The sequence below is a fragment of the Allobrachymonas chironomi DSM 19884 genome (assembly GCF_000374625.1).
Taxonomy (GTDB): Bacteria; Pseudomonadota; Gammaproteobacteria; order Burkholderiales; family Burkholderiaceae_C; genus Brachymonas; species Brachymonas chironomi.
In genome coordinates, this window is record NZ_KB894765.1 from 352,547 (window position 1) to 372,063 (window position 19,517).

Annotated in this window: 16 protein-coding genes; 10 read left to right on the top strand and 6 right to left on the bottom strand. The window is 65.4% G+C overall.

Translation table 11 applies throughout. The features are described 5' to 3' along the window. Positions 1 to 224: 224 nt before the first annotated feature. The 6 genes from C513_RS0101710 to C513_RS0101735 form a co-directional block, all read right to left on the bottom strand. Complete coding sequence (locus tag C513_RS0101710) at positions 225 to 1,076, bottom strand: competence/damage-inducible protein A (RefSeq protein WP_018714297.1); 852 nt, start codon at positions 1,074 to 1,076, stop codon at positions 225 to 227. Continuing rightward, positions 1,073 to 1,999, bottom strand: coding sequence for an EI24 domain-containing protein (locus C513_RS0101715; protein ID WP_018714298.1), 927 nt, complete (start codon positions 1,997 to 1,999; stop codon positions 1,073 to 1,075). The genes C513_RS0101710 and C513_RS0101715 overlap by 4 nt, the downstream gene beginning before the upstream one ends. A 24-nt stretch (positions 2,000 to 2,023) precedes the next feature. Beyond that, positions 2,024 to 2,752, bottom strand: a complete 729-nt coding sequence (locus tag C513_RS0101720; protein ID WP_026320435.1) for a pseudouridine synthase — start codon at positions 2,750 to 2,752, stop codon at positions 2,024 to 2,026. Positions 2,753 to 2,782: 30 nt separating this feature from the next. Beyond that, positions 2,783 to 5,140: a DNA topoisomerase IV subunit A gene (gene parC, locus C513_RS0101725; protein WP_018714300.1), complete on the bottom strand. Its 2,358-nt coding sequence runs from the start codon at positions 5,138 to 5,140 to the stop codon at positions 2,783 to 2,785. Positions 5,141 to 5,239: 99 nt separating this feature from the next. After that, positions 5,240 to 6,277: a lytic transglycosylase domain-containing protein gene (locus tag C513_RS12430; protein WP_018714301.1), complete on the bottom strand. Its 1,038-nt coding sequence runs from the start codon at positions 6,275 to 6,277 to the stop codon at positions 5,240 to 5,242. Position 6,278: 1 nt separating this feature from the next. After that, on the bottom strand, positions 6,279 to 8,261 hold the full coding sequence (locus C513_RS0101735; RefSeq protein ID WP_156816012.1) for a DNA topoisomerase IV subunit B: 1,983 nt from the start codon (positions 8,259 to 8,261) through the stop codon (positions 6,279 to 6,281). A 147-nt stretch (positions 8,262 to 8,408) separates the two neighbouring features. On the opposite strand from C513_RS0101735, the gene C513_RS0101740 reads away from it, so the two are divergent. The 10 genes from C513_RS0101740 to C513_RS14660 all read left to right on the top strand — a co-directional run bounded on the left by C513_RS0101740 (position 8,409) and on the right by C513_RS14660 (position 19,517). After that, the gene (locus C513_RS0101740) at positions 8,409 to 9,647 is read left to right on the top strand and encodes an MFS transporter (RefSeq protein WP_018714303.1); all 1,239 of its coding nucleotides are present in this window, start codon (positions 8,409 to 8,411) and stop codon (positions 9,645 to 9,647) included. Positions 9,648 to 9,652: 5 nt separating this feature from the next. Next, entirely contained in the window at positions 9,653 to 9,799 is a 147-nt protein-coding gene (locus tag C513_RS14390; protein ID WP_018714304.1) for a hypothetical protein, read from the top strand. 171 nt (positions 9,800 to 9,970) lie between these two features. Next, complete coding sequence (gene dapA / locus C513_RS0101750) at positions 9,971 to 10,855, top strand: 4-hydroxy-tetrahydrodipicolinate synthase (RefSeq protein WP_018714305.1); 885 nt, start codon at positions 9,971 to 9,973, stop codon at positions 10,853 to 10,855. A gap of 35 nt (positions 10,856 to 10,890) precedes the next feature. After that, complete coding sequence (gene bamC / locus C513_RS0101755; RefSeq protein WP_018714306.1) at positions 10,891 to 12,024, top strand: outer membrane protein assembly factor BamC; 1,134 nt, start codon at positions 10,891 to 10,893, stop codon at positions 12,022 to 12,024. 78 nt (positions 12,025 to 12,102) lie between these two features. After that, positions 12,103 to 12,885, top strand: coding sequence for an MBL fold metallo-hydrolase (locus C513_RS0101760; RefSeq protein ID WP_018714307.1), 783 nt, complete (start codon positions 12,103 to 12,105; stop codon positions 12,883 to 12,885). Next, complete coding sequence (locus tag C513_RS0101765; RefSeq protein ID WP_018714308.1) at positions 12,885 to 14,297, top strand: coniferyl aldehyde dehydrogenase; 1,413 nt, start codon at positions 12,885 to 12,887, stop codon at positions 14,295 to 14,297. The genes C513_RS0101760 and C513_RS0101765 overlap by 1 nt, the downstream gene beginning before the upstream one ends. 194 nt (positions 14,298 to 14,491) lie before the next feature. After that, entirely contained in the window at positions 14,492 to 16,777 is a 2,286-nt protein-coding gene (locus C513_RS0101770) for a TonB-dependent receptor (protein WP_156816003.1), read from the top strand. A gap of 57 nt (positions 16,778 to 16,834) precedes the next feature. Next, the gene (locus tag C513_RS0101775; protein WP_018714310.1) at positions 16,835 to 17,509 is read left to right on the top strand and encodes a Fe2+-dependent dioxygenase; all 675 of its coding nucleotides are present in this window, start codon (positions 16,835 to 16,837) and stop codon (positions 17,507 to 17,509) included. Then, positions 17,509 to 18,609, top strand: a complete 1,101-nt coding sequence (locus tag C513_RS0101780) for an alpha-hydroxy acid oxidase (RefSeq protein ID WP_018714311.1) — start codon at positions 17,509 to 17,511, stop codon at positions 18,607 to 18,609. The genes C513_RS0101775 and C513_RS0101780 overlap by 1 nt, the downstream gene beginning before the upstream one ends. A gap of 134 nt (positions 18,610 to 18,743) precedes the next feature. Further along, on the top strand, positions 18,744 to 19,517 hold the full coding sequence (locus tag C513_RS14660; RefSeq protein WP_018714312.1) for an energy transducer TonB: 774 nt from the start codon (positions 18,744 to 18,746) through the stop codon (positions 19,515 to 19,517).

Sequence of the window (19,517 nt, forward strand, 5' to 3'; positions counted from 1 at the left end):
TGCCAGTTTTTAAAAACTGGCTCGTCCGCCATGCCAGCGGAGCGCCCGCGTCAGGCAACACCCGGGTTCATGCCGGTATTGTGCCTGTTGCCGCAGCGGCTGGCACACTCCGGATGTGAAAAAATCCTGTATCCATGAGCAGTCTTGATTCGGGCGTCATGCACTGATTCGGTGCATTTCCGGACAATGCACCAAAATAGTGCGACACCCGATCCGACAGCGCATCAGGCCTCTGCCGGCAGCACCAGCGTGATGCCCAGCGCACGCAGGCCCTGCTCCAGATCGGCAAAGGCCGCTGGCACCTGTTCGGGTGCGCCTTTCACACCCAGATCGATGTGCGGGCCATGTACTGGGTGCTGCAGCGTGGGCAGACTGAAGACCTTGATGCCGGGGTAGCGCGCTTCCAGCGATTCGAGCAGAGGCGTGATCAGGGCTTCGGAGGCGCGGCAGGCCAGCAAGGAGCGTTCGGCCCAAGCACGCTGGTCAAACCAGCGTGCGTAGTACTGGTCCAGCGTCCAGGCCATCATGGGCCAGGCCATGGCCGGAAAACCGGGGTAGAAATGGACATGGCCGAGCGAAAAGCCGGCGATCTGGTTGTAGGGGTTGGGCACGATCTGGCAGCCGGCCGGGAACATGGCCATTTGCAGACGCTGCTGGTGTTCGGCAGCCGTGGGGTTGTAGGGAACACCGCGCTGTTCGGCGAGCTGCCTGAAACGCTGCTCGATCAGGCCGGCGGCTTCGGGATGCAGCGCCAGGTCCACGCCCTGCGCTTCGGCAGCCGCCTGGCGCGTCTGGTCGTCCGGCGTGGCACCGATACCGCCGCAGGAGAACACCACATCGCCACAGGCCAGGGCATCACGCAGTGCCGCCACGATATCGGCACGACCATCCCCGACGATGCGCACCGAGCCCAACGTCAGGCCGCGCTCGGCCAGGGCCTGGATGGTGTGCGGCACATGCTTGTCCTGGCGGCGGCCGGAAAGCAGCTCGTCACCGATCAGCAACAGGTGAAAACGCGGCATGGCCGCGTGTGGCGGCGGTGCCTGGATGCCATGGGGCAGGTCAGATGCAGTCATGCGGAATCCTTGTCAGAGGGCCGGCTGGCGACGGCGGGAGCCGGCAGTACCGGAGAGGCAGACACGACCGGGCGGCTGCCGACATCCAGCCCGGGCTGGCTGGCGACAAAGGCCGCGCGCTGGCGTTCTTCCTGCTGGCGCTGCAGCTGCAGCACAGCCAGGCAGAAATGCACGAACCAGAGCGAAGAAAACGCGAACACCAGCATGTAGATCCAGATCGCCGCCGGGATCAGCACGGCAAAGGCGACCAGGAAGACCGTGGCCGAAGCCCAGACGATGCTGGGGGCGGTGCCCAGCAGGCCGGTGATGATGCCGATGATGAGCAGCTGCATGCGGTAACGCTGCATCAGCTGGCGGCGCTCGGGCTTGCTGGCGTGCTCGGACCAGGCGTCGAAGCTCATCACGCGGTAGCTGAGCCAGCCCCAGATCAGCGGCGGCACGATCAGCACCAGCGGCGGTATGAACCAGAGCGGGATGCTGAGCAGCAGCAGGAACAGCGCCAGCACGGTGTGACCGAGAGACCAGCCGATGCTGGCCAGCAGCGAGGCACCGTGCTTGCGTTCCAGTTGCGGGAAGCGGCGTTCGGCCACCATCTTCACCAGCGCCGGTGTCATGAAGCCGGCCACCAGCAGCAAGGAGGCCAGCACGATCAGGGGCGTGATGGCAAACACCACGAACAGCGGCGCGATCACGTTCTTGAACTGCGACAGGTTCAGCCAGTCCAGCGCCTGATGCAGGGTGGCCTGCAGCGCCGTGCCCTCAAGCCAGTCCAGCACGGTATCGACGGCCGGCCACCAGCCCCACTGGGCAAACGCCAGGCCTGCCAGCAGCATCACGATGAAGGGCAGCAGCGACAACAGGATCACGCGTGGCCGCAGACAGTAGGCGACGGCACGCCAGAAGGCATCAAGCAGGATTTTCATGATGTCAGCAGTGTAGCAAGCGGCCTATTTCTGTTGCAGGGCCTGCAAATCCTCTGCTGTCAGCCAACGCCACTGCCCCGGAAGCAGATCGGCGGGCAGTTGCAGCGCCCCGATGCTGTGGCGATGCAGACCCTCGACGCGGTTGCCGACGGCGGCCAGCATGCGCTTGACCTGATGGTACTTGCCCTGGGTCAGGGTCAGATCCAGCGTGTGCTCGCCGGTAGCCACGCAGGCAGCGGCCTGCACCGGCTTCGGGTCATCATCCAGCACCACACCCGCCAGCAGGCGTTCGATCTGGCGCTGTTCCACCGGATGCTTGCATTGCACCTGGTAGAGCTTGGACACCTGATGCCGCGGTGATGCCATGCGGTGGATCAGCTGGCCGTCATCGGTCAGGATCAGCAGACCAGTGGTGTCCTGGTCCAGCCGGCCAATCGCCTGTACGCCCTGCACGCTGCTTTTCTGCGGACGCTGGCGCAGCGCTGCCGGCAGCAGCGTGTAAATGCTGGGCCAGGCCGAAGGCTTTTGCGAACACTCGGTACCGGCCGGCTTGTGCAGCATCAGATAGGCCCTGGCGTGGTATTCCCAGTCCTGGTCCTGCACCGTGAAACGCAGGCCTTCGCGCGGCTCCACCGGATGCAGCGCATCACGCACGGTTTCGCCCTCGACCTGCACCAGGCCTTGCTGTACCAGTCCGGCACAGACACGGCGGGTGCCGAATCCCTGCTGGAACAGCATGTCATCCAGCGCCATCGGGCGCAGTTTTTCTGTCTTGGCCATGGCTTATTGCACCTTCTCGATCCGTTGCAGCCTGAAGGTCCAGCCGGCCTCCTTGCCCTTGCGGCCACGCACGCCGGCCGCATTGTTGAGGCTGCGGATTTCCAGCGTTTCCTCGCGCGGCTTGCTGCCGCGACCGATGCCGCTGACACGGATGCTGCGCGCATAGGCCGCCGCACCAACCAGGCTGGCCTTGTCCTCCAGACTCATCAGCATCAGGCCGCGACCGCCATTCGGCATGGTGCGCAGCTCGCTGATGGCGTAGGTCAGCAGGCGGCCATCCGAGCTGACGCAGGCCACGTGCGTCGCTTCCGGCAGTTGCTGGCCCGGGGTATCGGCGGCACTCACGCGCGAGGGCATGCAGATGGTTTCGCCCGGATTGCAACTCATGAAGGCCTTGCCGGCGCGCTGGCGCGATGTCATGTGCTCGATGCTGGCGAGGAAACCGTAACCACCACTGCCGGACAACAGCCAGGTACTTTGCGGCGCTCCGGCAATGAAATGCAGCAGCTGCGTGCCCGCCTCGATTTCGATCATGGCCGAAATCGGTTGGCCATCGCCACGCGCGCCCGGCAGGCCGGACACGGCCACCGTGTAGATACGGCCATTGCTGCCAAAGGCCAGCAGCGTATCGACGGTACGGCACTCGAAGGTACCGTAGAGCGCGTCACCGGATTTGAAGCTGAAGCTGTCCGGGGCATGGCCATGGCCGGTGCGTGCACGCACCCAGCCTTTCTCGCTGATCACCACGGTCACCGGCTCGTCCACCACCTTGACTTCGACGACGGCACGGCGCTCCTGCTGGATCAGCGTGCGGCGTGCATCGGCGAACTGTTTCGCATCGGCCTCGATTTCCCTGATCATCAGGCGGCGCAGGCTGCTTTCGCTACCCAGAATATCTTCCAGGCGCTGCTGTTCGGCGCGCAACTCCGACAGCTCCTGCTCGATCCTGATCGCCTCAAGCCGGGCCAACTGGCGCAGGCGGATTTCCAGGATGTCCTCGGCCTGACGCTCGCTCAGCTGGAAGCGCGCCATCAGGGCGGCCTTGGGCTCGTCGCTGGCGCGGATGATGGCGATCACCTCATCGATATTCAGCAGGATCAGCTGGCGCCCTTCCAGGATGTGGATGCGGTCCAGCACCTTGTCCAGACGATGGCGGCTGCGGCGCTGGATCGTGGTCTGGCGGAAGCTGATCCACTCCTGCAGCATCTGGCGCAGCGATTTCTGCGTCGGCTTGCCATCCAGGCCAATCTGCGTCAGGTTGATGGAGGCCGAAGTTTCCAGACTGGTATGCGCCAGCAGCGCACCGATCAGGTCCTGCTGGCTTACGGTACGCGTGCGCGGCTCGAACACGATGCGCACTGGTGCCGTCTTGCTCGATTCGTCACGCACGCCATCGAGCACCGCCAGCAGGCTGGCCTTGAGCTGCAGCTGCTCCTGGCTGAGCGTCTTCTTGCCGCTCTTGACCTTGGGGTTGGTGAGATCCTCGATCTCTTCCAGAACCTTTTGCGCGCTGACATTGGGCGGCAGCTCGGTCACCACCAGCTGCCACTGGCCACGCGCCAGATCTTCGATGATCCAGCGTGCACGTGTCTTGAGCGAACCGCGACCGCTGCGATAGGCATCGGCGATGTCTTCCGCGCTGCTGATGATCTGGCCGCCGCCAGGAAAATCCGGCCCGGGCAGCAACTGGAACAGCTCCTCGTCGGGCAGATTCGGCTGCCGGATCAGGGCGATGCAGGCATCGGCCACTTCGCGCAGGTTGTGGCTCGGGATTTCGGTGGCCATGCCGACAGCAATGCCGCTGGCACCATTGAGCAGCACAAACGGCAGGCGCGCCGGCAGCTGTGCCGGCTCCTCGGTGCTGCCATCGTAGTTGGGCACGAAATCGACCGTTCCCTGATCGATTTCATCGAGCAGCAGCGTGGCGATTTTCGACAGGCGGGCTTCGGTGTAGCGCATGGCGGCGGCACCATCGCCATCGCGGCTGCCGAAGTTGCCCTGGCCGTCGATCAGCGGGTAACGCTGCGAAAAGTCCTGCGCCATGCGCACCAGCGCATCATAGGCAGCCTGGTCACCATGCGGGTGGTAGCGGCCCAGCACGTCGCCCACGACGCGCGCGCACTTGACCGGCTTGGCCCCATTGGCACCGTTGCTGCCGCCAAAGGACAGGCCCATGCGGTCCATGGCATAGAGAATGCGGCGCTGCACCGGCTTCTGGCCGTCGCAGACATCGGGCAAGGCGCGGCCCTTGACCACGCTCAGGGCGTACTCGAGATAGGCCCGCTGCGCATACATGGCCAGATTGGGCTGCTCGTCCTGTCCGTCGGGCAGCAGTTCGGGGAAAGTGGTATCGGTACTCATGGTGTATCGGTTCAGGCTGCCAGGCAGCAGACAGCCTGCGACGACCGGCCTGCCCACCCAGGGGAAGACCGCAGCGCGCAGGCTGCAGGAATCAGGAGATCAGGGTTGCGCCAGTGATGCCGGCTGCACCACCACATCGCTGCCCAGACGCGTGGCTTCACGGTCGGCTTCGGCGATCTTGGTGGAGACGGTATCGAGCGCGCTGGGGGATGTGCCGGTCGGCGGCTCCAGCAACACGGTCATCCGGTTCTGGTCACGCAGGCGCTGCACCACCGCCGGCTCGGCAGCGGCCTTGGGCGTTGCCACCCTGGCACTGGCCGGGATGCTCATGCTGACCCGACCCGCGCCGGCCTGGGCCTTGCCCAGCGGCATGGCGCGGGCAGCGGCCGGCTGGCTGCCGCGACCGGGGCTGAGCGTGTCATACAGCGCCATCACGGTACGCACGTAGTTCTGCGTTTCACGGTAACGCGGAATCTGGTTGCCGGCGCGGGAGACGGCTCCGTGGCCTGCGTTATAGGCCGCCACCGCCAGGTCCAGCCGGCCCGGATACTTGTTGACCAGGAACTTGAGGTAGCGCGCACCCAGACGGATGTTCAGCGCCGGATCGGTCAGCTTGTCCTCGACCGAATACTGGGCATCGGCACGCAGGCCGAGGTCCATGGCGGTCGTCGGCATGATCTGCATCAGGCCGACCGCACCCACCGGGGAGACGGCTCCGGCGTTGAAGCCGGATTCGGCCGCAATCACCGCCTTGACCAGGTTGTAGTCCAGGCCGTTGCGGCTGGCCTCGCGCTGGATATGGCGGCTGACCTGACTGTAGGAGCGGGAGCGGTTGATCTGCGATACCAGACGGATGGCCTTGTTGCCGGCAGCCGCATCGGCTGACGGGTTGAATGTCAGACCGCTGCCGGCCGGACCAGGCCGGCGCTGCTGCTTTTGCGCCAATGCCGACTTGCGCGGGTCAAAATCGAAGTTTTCGTTCTTGAAGTAGAGCTTGTAGCGGCTGTCCAGCTGGGACTCGGCAAAATGCGTCATGCCCTGGTCATCCACATAACCCCAGACATCGGCCTGTGCCACCAGCGGCAGGCCGGCTCCGATCAGGGTCGCCAGCAGCCAGGGTCGAAGAAAAGCTTTCATGTCAGATATCCAGTTCGAGTGCGAAGGCGGAGCCGTGCAGTTCCATCAGCTCGCGACGGGCGGCGGCTTCGCCCTTGCCCATCAGCTTGCCCATCAGCTGTTGAGTCTGTTCCAGCCCCCAGGTTCCCAGATGTACCTGTAACAGCCGGCGCGTATCGGGATTCAGGGTCGTTTCCCACAGCTGCTCGGCCGACATCTCGCCCAGGCCCTTGAAGCGGCTGATACTGATCCTGCTGTCGGCCACGCCATCCTTGCGCAGCTTCTCCAGGATGGACTGCATTTCGGCTTCGTCCAGCGCGTAGTGCTTGGAGGCCGGCTTCTTGCCGCGCGCCGGAGCATCGACCCGGAACAGCGGCGGCTGCGCGATATGGACATGGCCGGCATCGATCAGCGCCGGGAAATGGCGGAAGAACAGCGTCAGCAGCAGCACCTGGATGTGCGAGCCGTCCACATCGGCATCGCTCAGGATGCAGATCTTGCCGTAGCGCAGGCCGGACAGGTCCGGCTGGTCACCGGGGCCATGCGGATCGACCCCGATGGCCACGGAGATATCGTGGATTTCGGTATTGGCAAACAGGCGGTCGCGATCCACTTCCCAGGTGTTGAGCACCTTGCCGCGCAAGGGCAGTACCGCCTGGGTTTCCTTGTCGCGGCCCATCTTGGCACTGCCACCGGCGCTGTCGCCCTCGACCAGGAACACCTCGTTGAGACCGAGGTCGCGGCTCTCGCAATCGGTCAGCTTGCCGGGCAGCACCGCCACACCGCTGCCCTTGCGCTTTTCGACCTTCTGGCCGGCGCGCTGGCGGCTTTGCGCGGCGCGGATCACCAGCTCGGCCAGTTTCCTGCCGTCTTCCAGGTGCTCGTGCAGCCACAGCTCGAAGGCCGGACGCACAAAGCCGGACACCAGCTTGAGCGCATCACGCGAATTGAGTTTTTCCTTGATCTGGCCCTGGAACTGCGGATCCAGCACCTTGGCACTGAGCACGTAGCTGGCGCGCGCGAACACGTCTTCGGGCATCAGCTTGACCCCCTTGGGCAGCAGCGCATGCAGTTCGACAAAACTCTTGATGGCCTGGAACAGGCCGTCGCGCAGGCCGCTGTCGTGGGTACCGCCGGAATGGGTGGGAATCAGGTTGACATAGCTCTCGCGCACCGGACTGCCTTCTTCGGTGAAGGCCACGCACCAGGCCACGCCCTCGCCCTCGGCGAACTGCTCGGAGCCATCTTCGGCGTACTGCTCGCCGTGGAACAGCGGAATCAGCGGATCGGCGGTGAGCGTCTGCGACAGGTAGTCGGCCAGGCCGCCCTTGAACTGCCAGCCGAGGGTGTCGCGCGTTTTCTCGTTGTAGAGGCTGACCGAAACGCCGGCCATCAGCACCGCCTTGCTGCGCAGCAGGTGAATCAGGTCGGACTGCGGCAGCTGGGCGCTTTCGAAGTAGCGCGACTCGGGCCAGACGCGCACCGTGCTGCCCTGGCGGCGGTCGCCACTGGCGGCGGCACGCAGTTGCAGCGGCTCGATCACCTCGCCATGCGAGAACACCATGCGCGCAACCTGGCCGTCGCGATAGCTGCTGACCTCGAGCCGGCTGGACAGCGCATTGGTGACGCTGACACCGACACCGTGCAGGCCGCCGGAAAAACTGTAGGCCCCGCCCTGCCCCTTGTCGAACTTGCCACCAGCGTGCAGCCGGCTGAACACCAGTTCCATGACCGGAGCGTTTTCTTCGGGGTGCATGCCGAACGGGATGCCGCGGCCATCGTCCTCGACCGAGATCGAGCCGTCTTCATGCTGGATCACCTTGATCTTCTTGCCGAAGCCGGCCAGGGCCTCATCGGCAGCGTTATCGATCACTTCCTGCACGATGTGCAGCGGGTTGTCGGTGCGGGTGTACATGCCCGGACGCTGCTTGACCGGCTCCAGTCCCTTGAGGACACGGATGGAGCCTTCTGAATAGGAAGGGAGTGGGGATGCTGTACTGGCCATCATTTCATTTTAGTAGGATTCCTCCGACAATACCTGTGAATTTTTACAGTCATGCGACCCTCTGCAGGGGCGCATCAAAGCTGCTACCATCGGCAAACCTTGCCGCGCACCCCTGTGCGCGATCCCGTCTCCTGTCGGCCTACACCCATGTCCAGCACTGCCTCGTCCCATCCGGCCCATCCTCCGCTTCCCCTGTGGCAGATCCTGCTGTGCGGTGCCCTGATCGTGACCCTGTCGATGGGTGTGCGCCACGGCTTTGGCCTGTGGCTGCAGCCCATGACCCAGGCCAATGACTGGACGCGCGAACACTTCTCCTTTGCCATGGCGGTGCAGAACCTGGCCTGGGGCTTCAGTGGCATTTTTGCCGGCATGCTGGCAGACCGCTACGGTGCCTTCAAGGTGCTGGTCGGCTGCGCCCTGCTCTATGCGCTGGGCCTGTTGGGCATGGCCTACTCCAGTACCCCGCTGCTGCTGGCGCTGACCTGCGGCATCCTGATCGGCATGGCGCAGGCCGGTACCACCTATGCCGTGATCTACGGCGTGATCGGCCGCAACGCCCCGGTGGAGAAGCGCTCCTGGGCGATGGGCGTGGCGGCTGCCGCCGGCTCCTTCGGCCAGTTCCTGATGGTACCGGTGGAGGGCTGGCTGATTGCCACGGCCGGCTGGCAGCTGGCGCTGGTCTGGCTCAGCATGGCGGCGCTGCTGATTGTTCCGCTGGCCTGGGGTCTGCGCGAGCCGGGCTTTCATGGCAGCGCACCACGCCAACGCGAACAGAGCGTGGCCGAAGCCCTGCGCGAGGCCTTCGGCCACCCGAGCTTTCTGCTGCTGATCACCGGCTACTTTGTCTGCGGCTTTCAGGTCGTGTTCATTGGCGTGCACATGCCGAGCTACCTGCGCGACTACGGCTTTTCGCCACAGGTGGCGAGCTATTCGCTGGCGCTGATCGGCCTGTTCAACGTGTTCGGCAGCTACCTGACCGGCAGCCTGGGCCAGCGCATGAGCAAGAAGTACATCCTGGCCTTCATCTATCTGGCGCGCTCCCTGGTGATCATCATTTTCCTGCTGGTGCCGCTGAGCCCGGCCAGCGTCTATATCTTCTCGGCCGTAATGGGCTTCCTCTGGCTGTCCACGGTACCGCCGACGAATGCGCTGGTGGCACAGGTCTTTGGCGTGGCACACCTGTCCATGCTGGGCGGCGTGGCCTTCTTCAGCCACCAGATCGGCTCCTTCCTGGGCGTCTGGCTCGGCGGCATGCTGTATGACCAGACCGGCAGCTACGACATCGTCTGGTATCTGGCGATTGCGCTCGGCCTGCTGGCAGCCGCCCTCAACCTGCCGATCCGTGAAACCGCCATTGCACGACCAACCCGGGTCATGGCATCCTGATAACCATGACACACCGATCCCCCCTGCTCCGCATCGGTGCCTGGCTGCTGGCCGGCCTGGCACTGCTGCTGGTGTTCCTGCTCTACACCCAGCCGGCGTTCATGCTCAACGTGGACGCCCTGATCTGGAGCTGCTTCGGGCTGGCCCCCTGAACCGACGGCAGCTGACGCACACGGAAACCTGCCGTAACCTTTGCCGGCCGGCAAGAGCTGCACGAAGCCGGCAAAATGTGGCACTATCCCAAGATTACAATCCGAAGCAGAGGCAGCCGCTGCATGCATGCTGCGCGCACCGTTTCGTACCGATCCTGAAAAGAGTCCCGCATGACCACCCTCACCGGAAGCATTGTCGCCCTCGTCACCCCGTTCCAGCCTGATGGACAAGTCGACTACGCCACGCTGCGCAAGCTGATCGACTGGCATATCGCCGAAGGCACCGACTGCATCGGCGTGGTAGGTACCACGGGCGAATCCCCCACCGTCAATGTCGAAGAGCATTGCGAGATCATCCGCGTGGCCGTGGAACAGGCGGCCGGCCGCGTGCCGGTCATGGCCGGCTGCGGTGCCAACTCCACCGCCGAGGCGATCGAGCTGGCCCGCTACGCCAAGGGCGTGGGTGCCGACAGCCAGCTGCAGGTCGTGCCCTACTACAACAAGCCGACACAGGAAGGCCAGTACCTGCACTTCCAGGCGATTGCCGAAGCCGTGGGCGACCTGCCGATGGTGCTGTACAACGTGCCGGGCCGCTCCGTGGCCAACATGGACAACGCCACCGTGCTGCGTCTGGCACAGATCCCCGGCATCATCGGCATCAAGGAAGCCACCGGTGACATCGCCAAGGCCCAATGGCTGATCCGCGACGTGCCCGAAGGCTTTGCCGTCTATTCCGGTGACGACCCGACCGCCGTGGCCCTGATGCTGTGCGGCGGCCAGGGCAATATCAGCGTCACCGCCAACGTCGCGCCACGCCTGATGCACGAACTGTGCGTGGCCGCCATTGCCGGCGATCGCAACACGGCCATGCAGATCCAGAACCGCCTGCTGCCGCTGCACCGCGACCTGTTCGTGGAAGCCAACCCGATTCCGGTCAAGTGGGCCATGGAGCGCCTCGGCCTGTGTGGCGGCACCATGCGCCTGCCGATGACCCCGCTGTCCGGCGCCAACCACGCCGTGGTCGAAGCCGCGCTGAAGGCCTCCGGCCTGCTCTGATTACCGATCCCCTCACGCATCAAGGACATTCCCCTGTGAAGAATCTGCACAAATTGACGCTGACCGCCCTGGCTGCCAGCCTGCTGGCTGCCTGCTCCCCGTTTGGTGGTGGCGCCAGCGGTATCGATTACAAGTCTGCCGAACGCGGCAACAACCTCGCCATCCCGCCGGACCTGACGCGCCTGGACACCAATACCCGCTACAACGTGCCGGGCGATGCCAGCGCCGCAGCCTTCCAGGCCCAGCGCGCGGCCACCGAGGCCACCAGCGGCACCGTGCAGAATGTCGCCAGCGACCAGATCGGCGATGTGCAGATCCGGCGCGAAGGCAACCAGCGCTGGCTGGTGGTTCCGCGCAAGCCGCAGCAGCTGTGGAACCCGGTCAAGGCCTTCTGGGAAAACAACGGTTTCGCGCTGACGACCGACGACCCGCGTCTGGGCGTGATGGAGACCGACTGGGCCGAGAACCGCGCCAACATTCCGATGGATCCGGTGCGCCGCCTGCTGGGCAAGGCCTTCGATTCGGTCTACTCCACCGGCGAACTGGACCGCTACCGCACCCGCATCGAAAGCAATGCCTCCGGTGGCACCAACATCTTCGTCACGCACCGTGGCATGGAAGAAGTGCTGACCGGCCGCGAGAAGGAAGTGGCGACCTGGCGTTCGCGTCCGAACAGCCCCGAGCTCGAAAATGAAATGTTGCGCCGCCTGATGGTGTCGCTGGGCGTGCCGCAGGCCCAGGCCGATGCCGTGGTGCGCCAGCAGGGTGCCGCTGCCCAGACTGCCAGCCAGCAGGCGCGCGCGGCCGTGCAGCATGACACCGCTGCCGGTACGCTGCTGCTGCAGGACAGTACCGAGCAGGCCTGGCGCCGCCTGGGTCTGGCGCTGGACCGCACCGGCTACACGGTGGAAAGCAGCAACCCGCAATCGGGCAGCTATCTGGTGCGCTATGTGCAGCCCAGCGCCGAGCGTGAAAGCAAGCCCGGCATCCTGACGCGCCTGTTCGGCAAGAGCAAGGATGCGCCCAAGCCGGTGCGCTACCTGGTGCAGGTACAGCCGCAAGCCCAGGGCAGTCTGGTGCGTGTGCTGAACGAAGGCGGCCAGCCGGTCAGCCAGGCCGAAAGCGCACCGATCCTGCGCGTGCTGGCCGAGGATCTGCGCCAGTTCTGAGCCTGATCCGCCAGTCTCCTGCCAACGCCCGCCCTCTGTGCGGGCGCTTGCTTTTGGAGGCTGGCCTGGCACGATTCCATGAGCATCCGATTCAAGAGCCTGGGCAGCGGCAGTGCCGGCAACGCCACCCTGATCGAAGCACGTGAAGGCCACTCCGTCAGCCGCCTGCTGGTGGACTGCGGCATGTCAGCGCGCCAGCTGACGGTGCGCTTGCAGCAGGCCGGCATCGAGCCGGAACAACTCGACGGCATTTTCATCACGCACGAACACCGCGACCATATCGGCTGCGCGCCGGTGTTTGCCGCACGGCACCGCATTCCGGTCTGGATGAGCCGCGGCACCCATGCCGCCGTCGGCCAGCCGGAATCGCTGTCGGCGCTGATCCGCTTTGCACGCGATGAGGAACCGATCGACTTCGGCGCGATGGAGCTGCAACCGTTTACCGTGCCGCACGATGTGCGCGAGCCGCTGCAACTGGTCTGCACCGATGGCGACCGCCGCATGGGCCTGGTCACCGACCTCGGCCACGCGAGTGCCCACGTGGTACAGATGCTGCAACAGTGTCACGCGCTGTTACTGGAAAGCAACCACGATCCGGCTATGCTAGAAGCATCCGGTTACCCGCGCTTTCTGAAGGCGCGCGTGGCAGGAGCCTATGGCCACCTGAGCAATTCTGCCGCCGGAGAACTGGCGCGCCTGCTCAACCATGACCGGCTGGGTCATGTGCTGGCGGCCCATCTGAGCGAACGCAACAACCGCCCGGAACTGGCGGCAGCCGCTCTGGCTGCCGGCCTGGGCCGTGCGCTTGACGAAATCATGCTGGCGACTGCCGAGGACGGCAGTCGCTGGCTGGAGGTCTGATGTCCACACCCCCGATTGATGCCGAATTGCAGCAACTGCTGCAGTTGCAGCGCGATGCCGCGCTGGTCCAACCCTACCCTTCCTACGCACAGCGCCAGGATCGTCTGGCGCGGCTGCAGCGTCTGCTGGAGCTGCAGGGCGAATCGCTGGCCGAGGCGATTTGCGCCGATTTTGGCCAGCGCAGCATGGTGCAGACGCGCATGGCCGAGCTGCTGGTGCTGCAGCAGGAGCTGCGCCACGCCCGCAGGCAGCTGGGGCGCTGGATGCGCATGCGGCGCGTGCGCACCGGCTGGGCCTTCTGGCCGGCCGGCAACCGCCTGCTGCCGCAGCCGCTGGGTGTGGTCGGCATTGTCTCGCCCTGGAACTACCCGCTGCAGCTGGCGCTGTCGCCTGCACTGGGGGCTCTGGCCGCCGGCAACCGGGTGATGATCAAGCCCTCCGAATCGACACCGCTGTTTGCCGAAGCGCTGCAACAGGCGGTGGCGCGCCTGTTCGACCCGGCCGAGCTGGCCGTGGTGACCGGGGATGCCGATGTCGGCCGCGCCTTTGCGGGCCTGCCGTTTGACCACCTGATGTTCACCGGCTCGACCCACGTGGGCCGCCAGGTGGCCGAAGTGGCTGCGCGCCAGCTGGTGCCGGTGACACTGGAACTGGGTGGCAAGTCTCCGGCGCTGATCGACCTGTCGGCCGACATGGCGCTGGCGGCACGCCGCATCGCCCACGGCAAGCTGCTGAATGCCGGCCAGACCTGTGTCGCGCCGGACCATGTGCTGGTACACCGTTCGCAGCTGGCGGCCTTTGTCTCGCACTACCGCCAGGCGGTGCAGGAACTCTACCCCGGCCTGCCGGCCAATCCGGACTACTGCGCCATCATCAACGCCCGCCAGTTCCAGCGCCAGATCAGCCTGTTGCAGCAAGCACACGAAGCCGGCTGCCAGATCGAGGTACTGGCCGAAACCGACATGCAGCGCCGCCTGCTCGGCCCGAGCCTGGTGCTGGAACCCTCACCCGAGCTGCGCCTGATGCAGGAGGAAATCTTCGGCCCGATCCTGCCGGTGCTGGTATACGACCAGCCGGAACAGGTGCTGCAACAGTTGCGCCAGCAGCCCCGTCCGCTGGCGCTGTACTGGTTCGGCCAGGACCGGCAGATGCAGCAGCAGGTACTGCGCGAAACGCACGCCGGCAGTGTCGGCATCAACGACTGCATCTGGCAGGTGGCGCAGTTGCACCAGCCCTTTGGCGGCATCGGTCCGAGTGGCCAGGGCGCCTATCGCGGCGTCTGGAGTTTCCGCCGCTTCAGCCACGAAAAGCCGGTGTTCCTGCAATCGCGCTGGAGTGGAACACGCATGCTGTATCCGCCTTACGGGCCGCGCGTGGAGCAGTTGCTGGACTTGCTGAAACGCTGGAGCTGATGTTGCAGCGCGTCAACAATCGCAAGCAAAGTTATCGATAACGATTATCATTTGTGTACAATGCAGGCTCGCCGGGCGCTTTCCGGCGCTCTCCCTGCAAGCCACACTGCCATCTGTCCCGCCTCTGGCACCCTCCAGGACGATTGATGCAGACATAGCCAGCAGCATGTGTTTTCACCTCTGTTTTTCTGGCCATGACATCTTCCGCACAAGCACGTCCTGCTGCAGAACTCCCTTCTGCGGCCCCCTCCTCCTCTTCCCGCATCCTGCCGCTGGGTGCTGCCCTGTTGATGGGATCGGTCAGCGCCACCGCGCTGGCACAGTCCGTGCCGGATGACGGCGACACCATTCTGCCGACCGTCGAAGTGACCGACACCCTGGTCACGCCCGCCAGCAAGGTCGATCTGCGCGCCACGCGTACCCGCATCGGCAAGGGCGATCAGGCGCTGCGCGACATTCCGCAAAGCGTCACCGTGATGACGGAAAAGCTCATCAGCGACCGCAACCTGGACGATTTCCGCGAGGTGCTGCGCACCACGGCCGGCGTGACCTTCCTGGCCGGCGAAACCGGCGAGGAGGATGTGCGCCTGCGCGGCTTCTCGCTCGGCACGGCCGGTGACATCTACCGCGACGGCCTACGCGACGGCAACCTGTACGAGCGCGACACCTTCAACGAGGACCGCGTCGAGGTGATCAAGGGATCGGCCTCGATGCTGTTCGGCAAGGGCTCGACCGGTGGCGTGATCAACCAGGCCAGCAAGCAGCCGTTCCTGATGACACAGCACGAAGTCAGCGCCACCGTGGGCAGCGGCGATGAAAAGCGCCTGCAGGGCGATTTCAACTGGCAGACCGGCGACGATTCCGCCTTCCGCCTGAATCTGATGTCGCAGCAAGCCGACAACTGGGGCGCCAAGCAGGACAAGTGGGGCGTGGCACCGACTTTCCGCTGGGGCATTGGCACGCAGAACGAGTTCTCGGCCGGGCTCTACCACCTGGATACCCGGGGCCGCTCGAGCTACAGCCATCCGTGGTTCCTGAGCGATCCCGCCACGCGCAGCGGCGAGATCATTCCGACCCTGGAGGCCAAGAATTTTTATGGCCTCAACAGCGACAAGCTGAACAGCCGGGCCAGCTATGGCACGCTGCAGCACACGCACCGCTTCGATGATGGCGGCGAACTGGCTTCGCAGCTGCGCCATGGCCGCTACGAACGCGATCTGTGGGCCAGCGTGATCCGCCTGGGCGACACCAAGGGCCAACCCACCACGATTGACAATTTCGGTCCCGATACCACCATCACCCGCACACCCAAGGGCCGTGTCGGCATCAGCGACGTGACACAGCTCCAGAGCGATTACAGCCAGACCTTCCACTGGGGCGGCCGCGAACACAAGCTGCTGGCCGGGATCGACCTGTACCACGAGGACGCCAAGCGCAACAACAGCTTTGCCGGTGCGCCCAGCGGCCTGACAAGCACCGTGGGGCAGCCCAACAATGGCGACTGGCGCCCGGACGAGCGCGGCGCACCGGTGTTCAACACCTTCACGTCAAGGAATATCGGCGTGTATGTGCAGGACACGATTGCGCTGAACGATCACTGGAAAGCCGTGGCCGGACTGCGCCTGGACCACTTCAAGGGCAGCTACCACACGGCTGCGGGTACGGCCGCCAATGGCGACGCCATCCCGGCCTACAGCTTCGACAAGAGCGAAACCCTGCTGAGTCCGCGCCTCGGCCTGCTCTACCAGCCCCATGATCTGGCGTCCTACTACCTGTCTTACGGCACCTCGTACAACACCTCGGGCGATGCCTACCAGTTCGCCCCCAACCCGACGTCGGAGGCCAATCGCAAGATAGCCAACACCCCGGCCGAAAAGTCGCGCAACTTCGAGATCGGCGGCAAGTGGGATGTGCTGGACCAGCGCCTGTCGCTGGGCGCCGCCGCCTTCTACTCCGAAAAGTACAACGAGCGCAACCAGGACCCGGATAGCGCCTCCGACCAGTACCTGCTGTCCGGCAAGCGTCATGCCCTGGGCATGGAATTCAATGCCGCCGGCCGTCTGACGCCCAAGTGGGAAGTGTTCTGGAACCACTCCTGGATCCCGACCGCGAAGATTGACAAGAGCAACCAGGTGCTGGCCGCCAACGGTGGTGGTGCCCAGGTCGAGGGCGATCGTCCCGGCCTGACGCCGAAGCACAGCGGCAGCCTCTGGACCACCTACCGCGTGCTGCCCAAACTGCGTCTGGGGGCCGGTGCCAATTACCGCAGCAGCCAGCATCCGGATGGCAGCCGTGCCGTCAAGGCCGACAGCTTCGTGACCTGGGATGCCATGGCCGAGTACAGCTTTAGCGATGCCACCGCGCTCAAGCTCAACGTCAGCAACCTGACCGACGAGCTGTACGCCGACACCCTGTACCGCGGCTTTTACGGCCCGGGCCAGCCGCGTCGCGTGCAGCTGACGCTGAAGCACCAGTTCTGATCTCCACCACCTGACCGGCCGCTGCCTGCAGCCGCCGGTTTTTTCCCCTGTTCTGCCATGCTGCTGACCCTTGATTCCGTGCTGGATGCCAGCCAACTCTCCGCCATTCACCAACTGCTGCACGATGCCGACTGGCGCGACGGCAGCCATAGCGCCGGCAACATGGCACGCAGCATCAAGCACAACCGGCAGCTGGCCTCCGACAGCGCTGCCTCGCAGCGCATCCGCGCCATCGTGCTGGGCGCGCTGCAACAGCACCCGCTGTTTTTCAGCGCCGCGCTACCGCACCGGATTTTCCCGCCACGTGTGAACCGCCACGGCCCGGGCGAATACTACGGCCCGCATTACGACAACGCCGTGCTGCGCGGCCCGGAAGGCCATGTGCGCTCGGACCTCTCCTGCACCGTTTTCCTGAACGATCCCGACAGCTACAGCGGCGGCGAGTTGCAGATCGCCGATACTTTTGGCGAACAGCGCATCAAGCTGGCAGCCGGCAGCGCCGTGCTCTACCCGTCCAGCAGCCTGCATCAGGTGCTGCCGGTCACGCAGGGCGAGCGCATCGGCTGCTTCTTCTGGCTGCAAAGCCTGGTACGCAGCAATGAACAGCGCCGCCTGCTGTACGAGCTGGACATGGCACTGACCAGCCTGCGCCAGCAGCATGGCGAATCGGCCGAGACGACGCAGCTGACCGGCACATATCACAATCTGCTGCGCCTGTGGGCGGAGACCTGATGCAGCCGCCCCGCCTTGATCCGCTGCCGCCCGGCCTGGTCTCGCTCGATGATCACCAGCGCCATGCGGCACAACTGCTGGATGCCGACCGGCTGGCCTTCTTTGCCGGAGCCGCCGCCGATGGCCTGACCGATGCCGCGAATCGCCAGGCCTGGTCTGCCCTGCAACTGGCACCGCGTGTGCTGCAGCACATGCAGGACAGCCACACACGCACACGGCTGCTGGGCCGGACCCTGGACTGGCCGCTACTGCTGGCTCCGGTGGCGCACCAGCGGCTGGCCCATCCCGATGGCGAAATCGGCACCGCCTTTGCCGCCCAGGCCAGCCAGACCGGCATGGTGCTGAGCACGCTGTCGAACACGCCGGTGGAACAGGTGGCGGCGATTCTGCAGCACGAACCGGCGCTGGCCCCGCCGCTCTGGTTCCAGCTCTACCTCCAGCCCGATTGCGCTGCCACGCTGGCATTGCTGCGCCGCGCCGAAGCCGCCGGCTGCCAGGCGCTGGTGCTGACAGTGGATGCCCCGGTACAGGGGATTCGCGATGCCGAACGGCGTCATCCGCTGCAACTGCCGCCGGAAATCCACCCGGCCCATCTGCCGCCGTCCGTGCACCAACCCGGCCCCGGCCTGTGCCAGGGCCTGGCCGCCAGCGCACCGGGCTGGGACGATGTGCGCTGGCTGCTGGAACAGACCACACTGCCGCTGCTGCTCAAGGGCATCACGCACCCGGACGATGCGCGTCAGGCGCAGGCACTCGGGGTGGCCGGCCTCATCGTCAGCAACCATGGCGGCCGCACGCTGGACAGCATGCCGGCCAGCGCCACACTGCTGCCGCGCGTTCGCCAGGCCGTTGGCAACGATTACCCCGTGCTGGTCGATGGCGGTATCCGCCGCGGCACCGACCTGTTCAAGGCCTTGGCACTGGGAGCCGATGCCGCCCTGCTCGGACGGCCACAGGTGTTTGGCCTGGCCAATGCCGGTGCCCGCGGTGTTGCCCACGTGCTGCGCCTGCTGCGCGATGAATTCGAGGCCGCCATGCTGCTTTGCGGCTGTGCGCGGATCGCGCAGATCGATGCCTCCCGCCTCTTTATCAATCGATAATGATTTTCATTTATAATTCTTCATCACAAACGAAATGAGACTTGTTTCTATGATCTGGAGTCTGATCCTGTCGCTTGCCGTGGTGGCCCAGTGCGCCTGGCTGGTAACACAGCGCTGAACCGCCATCCTGCCCCATGAGCACCCTGACCCTGTCTTCCCCCCGCATCACGCCGGCCTGGCGCGACGCCGGCATCATCGCTGCTGTCCTGCTCGGCCATGTCGCCCTGCTCGCCAGCCTGAACGCCACGCGCCCGCAGCCGGTGCAAGCGCCACAGCCACTGACCGTGCAGCTGCTGACGCCGACGCCGATGCAGGCTGCTCCGCAACCGGCAGCAGCTGCCGCGCCACCAGCGGCCACACCCGCGGCCATCCGGCCACTGCCCCGACCGGAGCCCCGCCCCGCCGCCCGGCCAAAGCCGCAAGCCCAACCCACTCCCAGCCCGACACCGATCAGCAGGCAGCCGACACCGGATCCGCTGCCGCGCAAAGCCACAGCGGCAACGCCTGCGCCAACGCAGCCCGGCCAGAGCACTGCTACCGGAAGCGCCACGCCAACCACCTCCGGCAACACCTCCAGCCAAAGCGCCGCCAACAGCAACAGCCAGAGCACGACCCCGGCCGAAGTCGTGCTGCCCAACACCCGCGCCAGCTATCTGCAGAACCCCAAGCCACCCTACCCGCCCGCCAGCAAACGCAACGGCGACACCGGCACCGTCCTGCTGCGCGTCATGGTCGATGCCAAGGGCAACGCCCAGGACGTGACGCTGCGCAAGTCCAGCGGCTATCCGGAGCTGGACCAATCGGCGCTGGACACCGTGCGCCGCTGGCGATTCGTACCCGGCAAGCGCAACGGCGAAGCCACTGCCATGTCGGTCACCGTGCCGATTGCCTTCCATCTCAAGAGCTGA

Excerpts from the sequence above, each read along its gene's own strand:
- C513_RS0101760 (WP_018714307.1), top strand. The coding sequence starts at position 12,103 with ATGAGCATCCGATTCAAGAGCCTGGGCAGCGGCAGTGCCGGCAACGCC.
- C513_RS0101740 (WP_018714303.1), top strand. The coding sequence starts at position 8,409 with ATGTCCAGCACTGCCTCGTCCCATCCGGCCCATCCTCCGCTTCCCCTG.
- C513_RS0101710 (WP_018714297.1), bottom strand. The coding sequence starts at position 1,076 with ATGACTGCATCTGACCTGCCCCATGGCATCCAGGCACCGCCGCCACAC.
- C513_RS0101765 (WP_018714308.1), top strand. The coding sequence starts at position 12,885 with ATGTCCACACCCCCGATTGATGCCGAATTGCAGCAACTGCTGCAGTTG.
- C513_RS12430 (WP_018714301.1), bottom strand. The coding sequence starts at position 6,277 with ATGAAAGCTTTTCTTCGACCCTGGCTGCTGGCGACCCTGATCGGAGCC.
- parC (WP_018714300.1), bottom strand. The coding sequence starts at position 5,140 with ATGAGTACCGATACCACTTTCCCCGAACTGCTGCCCGACGGACAGGAC.
- C513_RS14390 (WP_018714304.1), top strand. The coding sequence starts at position 9,653 with ATGACACACCGATCCCCCCTGCTCCGCATCGGTGCCTGGCTGCTGGCC.
- C513_RS0101770 (WP_156816003.1), top strand. The coding sequence starts at position 14,492 with ATGACATCTTCCGCACAAGCACGTCCTGCTGCAGAACTCCCTTCTGCG.
- C513_RS14660 (WP_018714312.1), top strand. The coding sequence starts at position 18,744 with ATGAGCACCCTGACCCTGTCTTCCCCCCGCATCACGCCGGCCTGGCGC.
- C513_RS0101715 (WP_018714298.1), bottom strand. The coding sequence starts at position 1,999 with ATGAAAATCCTGCTTGATGCCTTCTGGCGTGCCGTCGCCTACTGTCTG.
- C513_RS0101720 (WP_026320435.1), bottom strand. The coding sequence starts at position 2,752 with ATGGCGCTGGATGACATGCTGTTCCAGCAGGGATTCGGCACCCGCCGT.
- C513_RS0101735 (WP_156816012.1), bottom strand. The coding sequence starts at position 8,261 with ATGGCCAGTACAGCATCCCCACTCCCTTCCTATTCAGAAGGCTCCATC.
- dapA (WP_018714305.1), top strand. The coding sequence starts at position 9,971 with ATGACCACCCTCACCGGAAGCATTGTCGCCCTCGTCACCCCGTTCCAG.
- C513_RS0101780 (WP_018714311.1), top strand. The coding sequence starts at position 17,509 with ATGCAGCCGCCCCGCCTTGATCCGCTGCCGCCCGGCCTGGTCTCGCTC.
- C513_RS0101775 (WP_018714310.1), top strand. The coding sequence starts at position 16,835 with ATGCTGCTGACCCTTGATTCCGTGCTGGATGCCAGCCAACTCTCCGCC.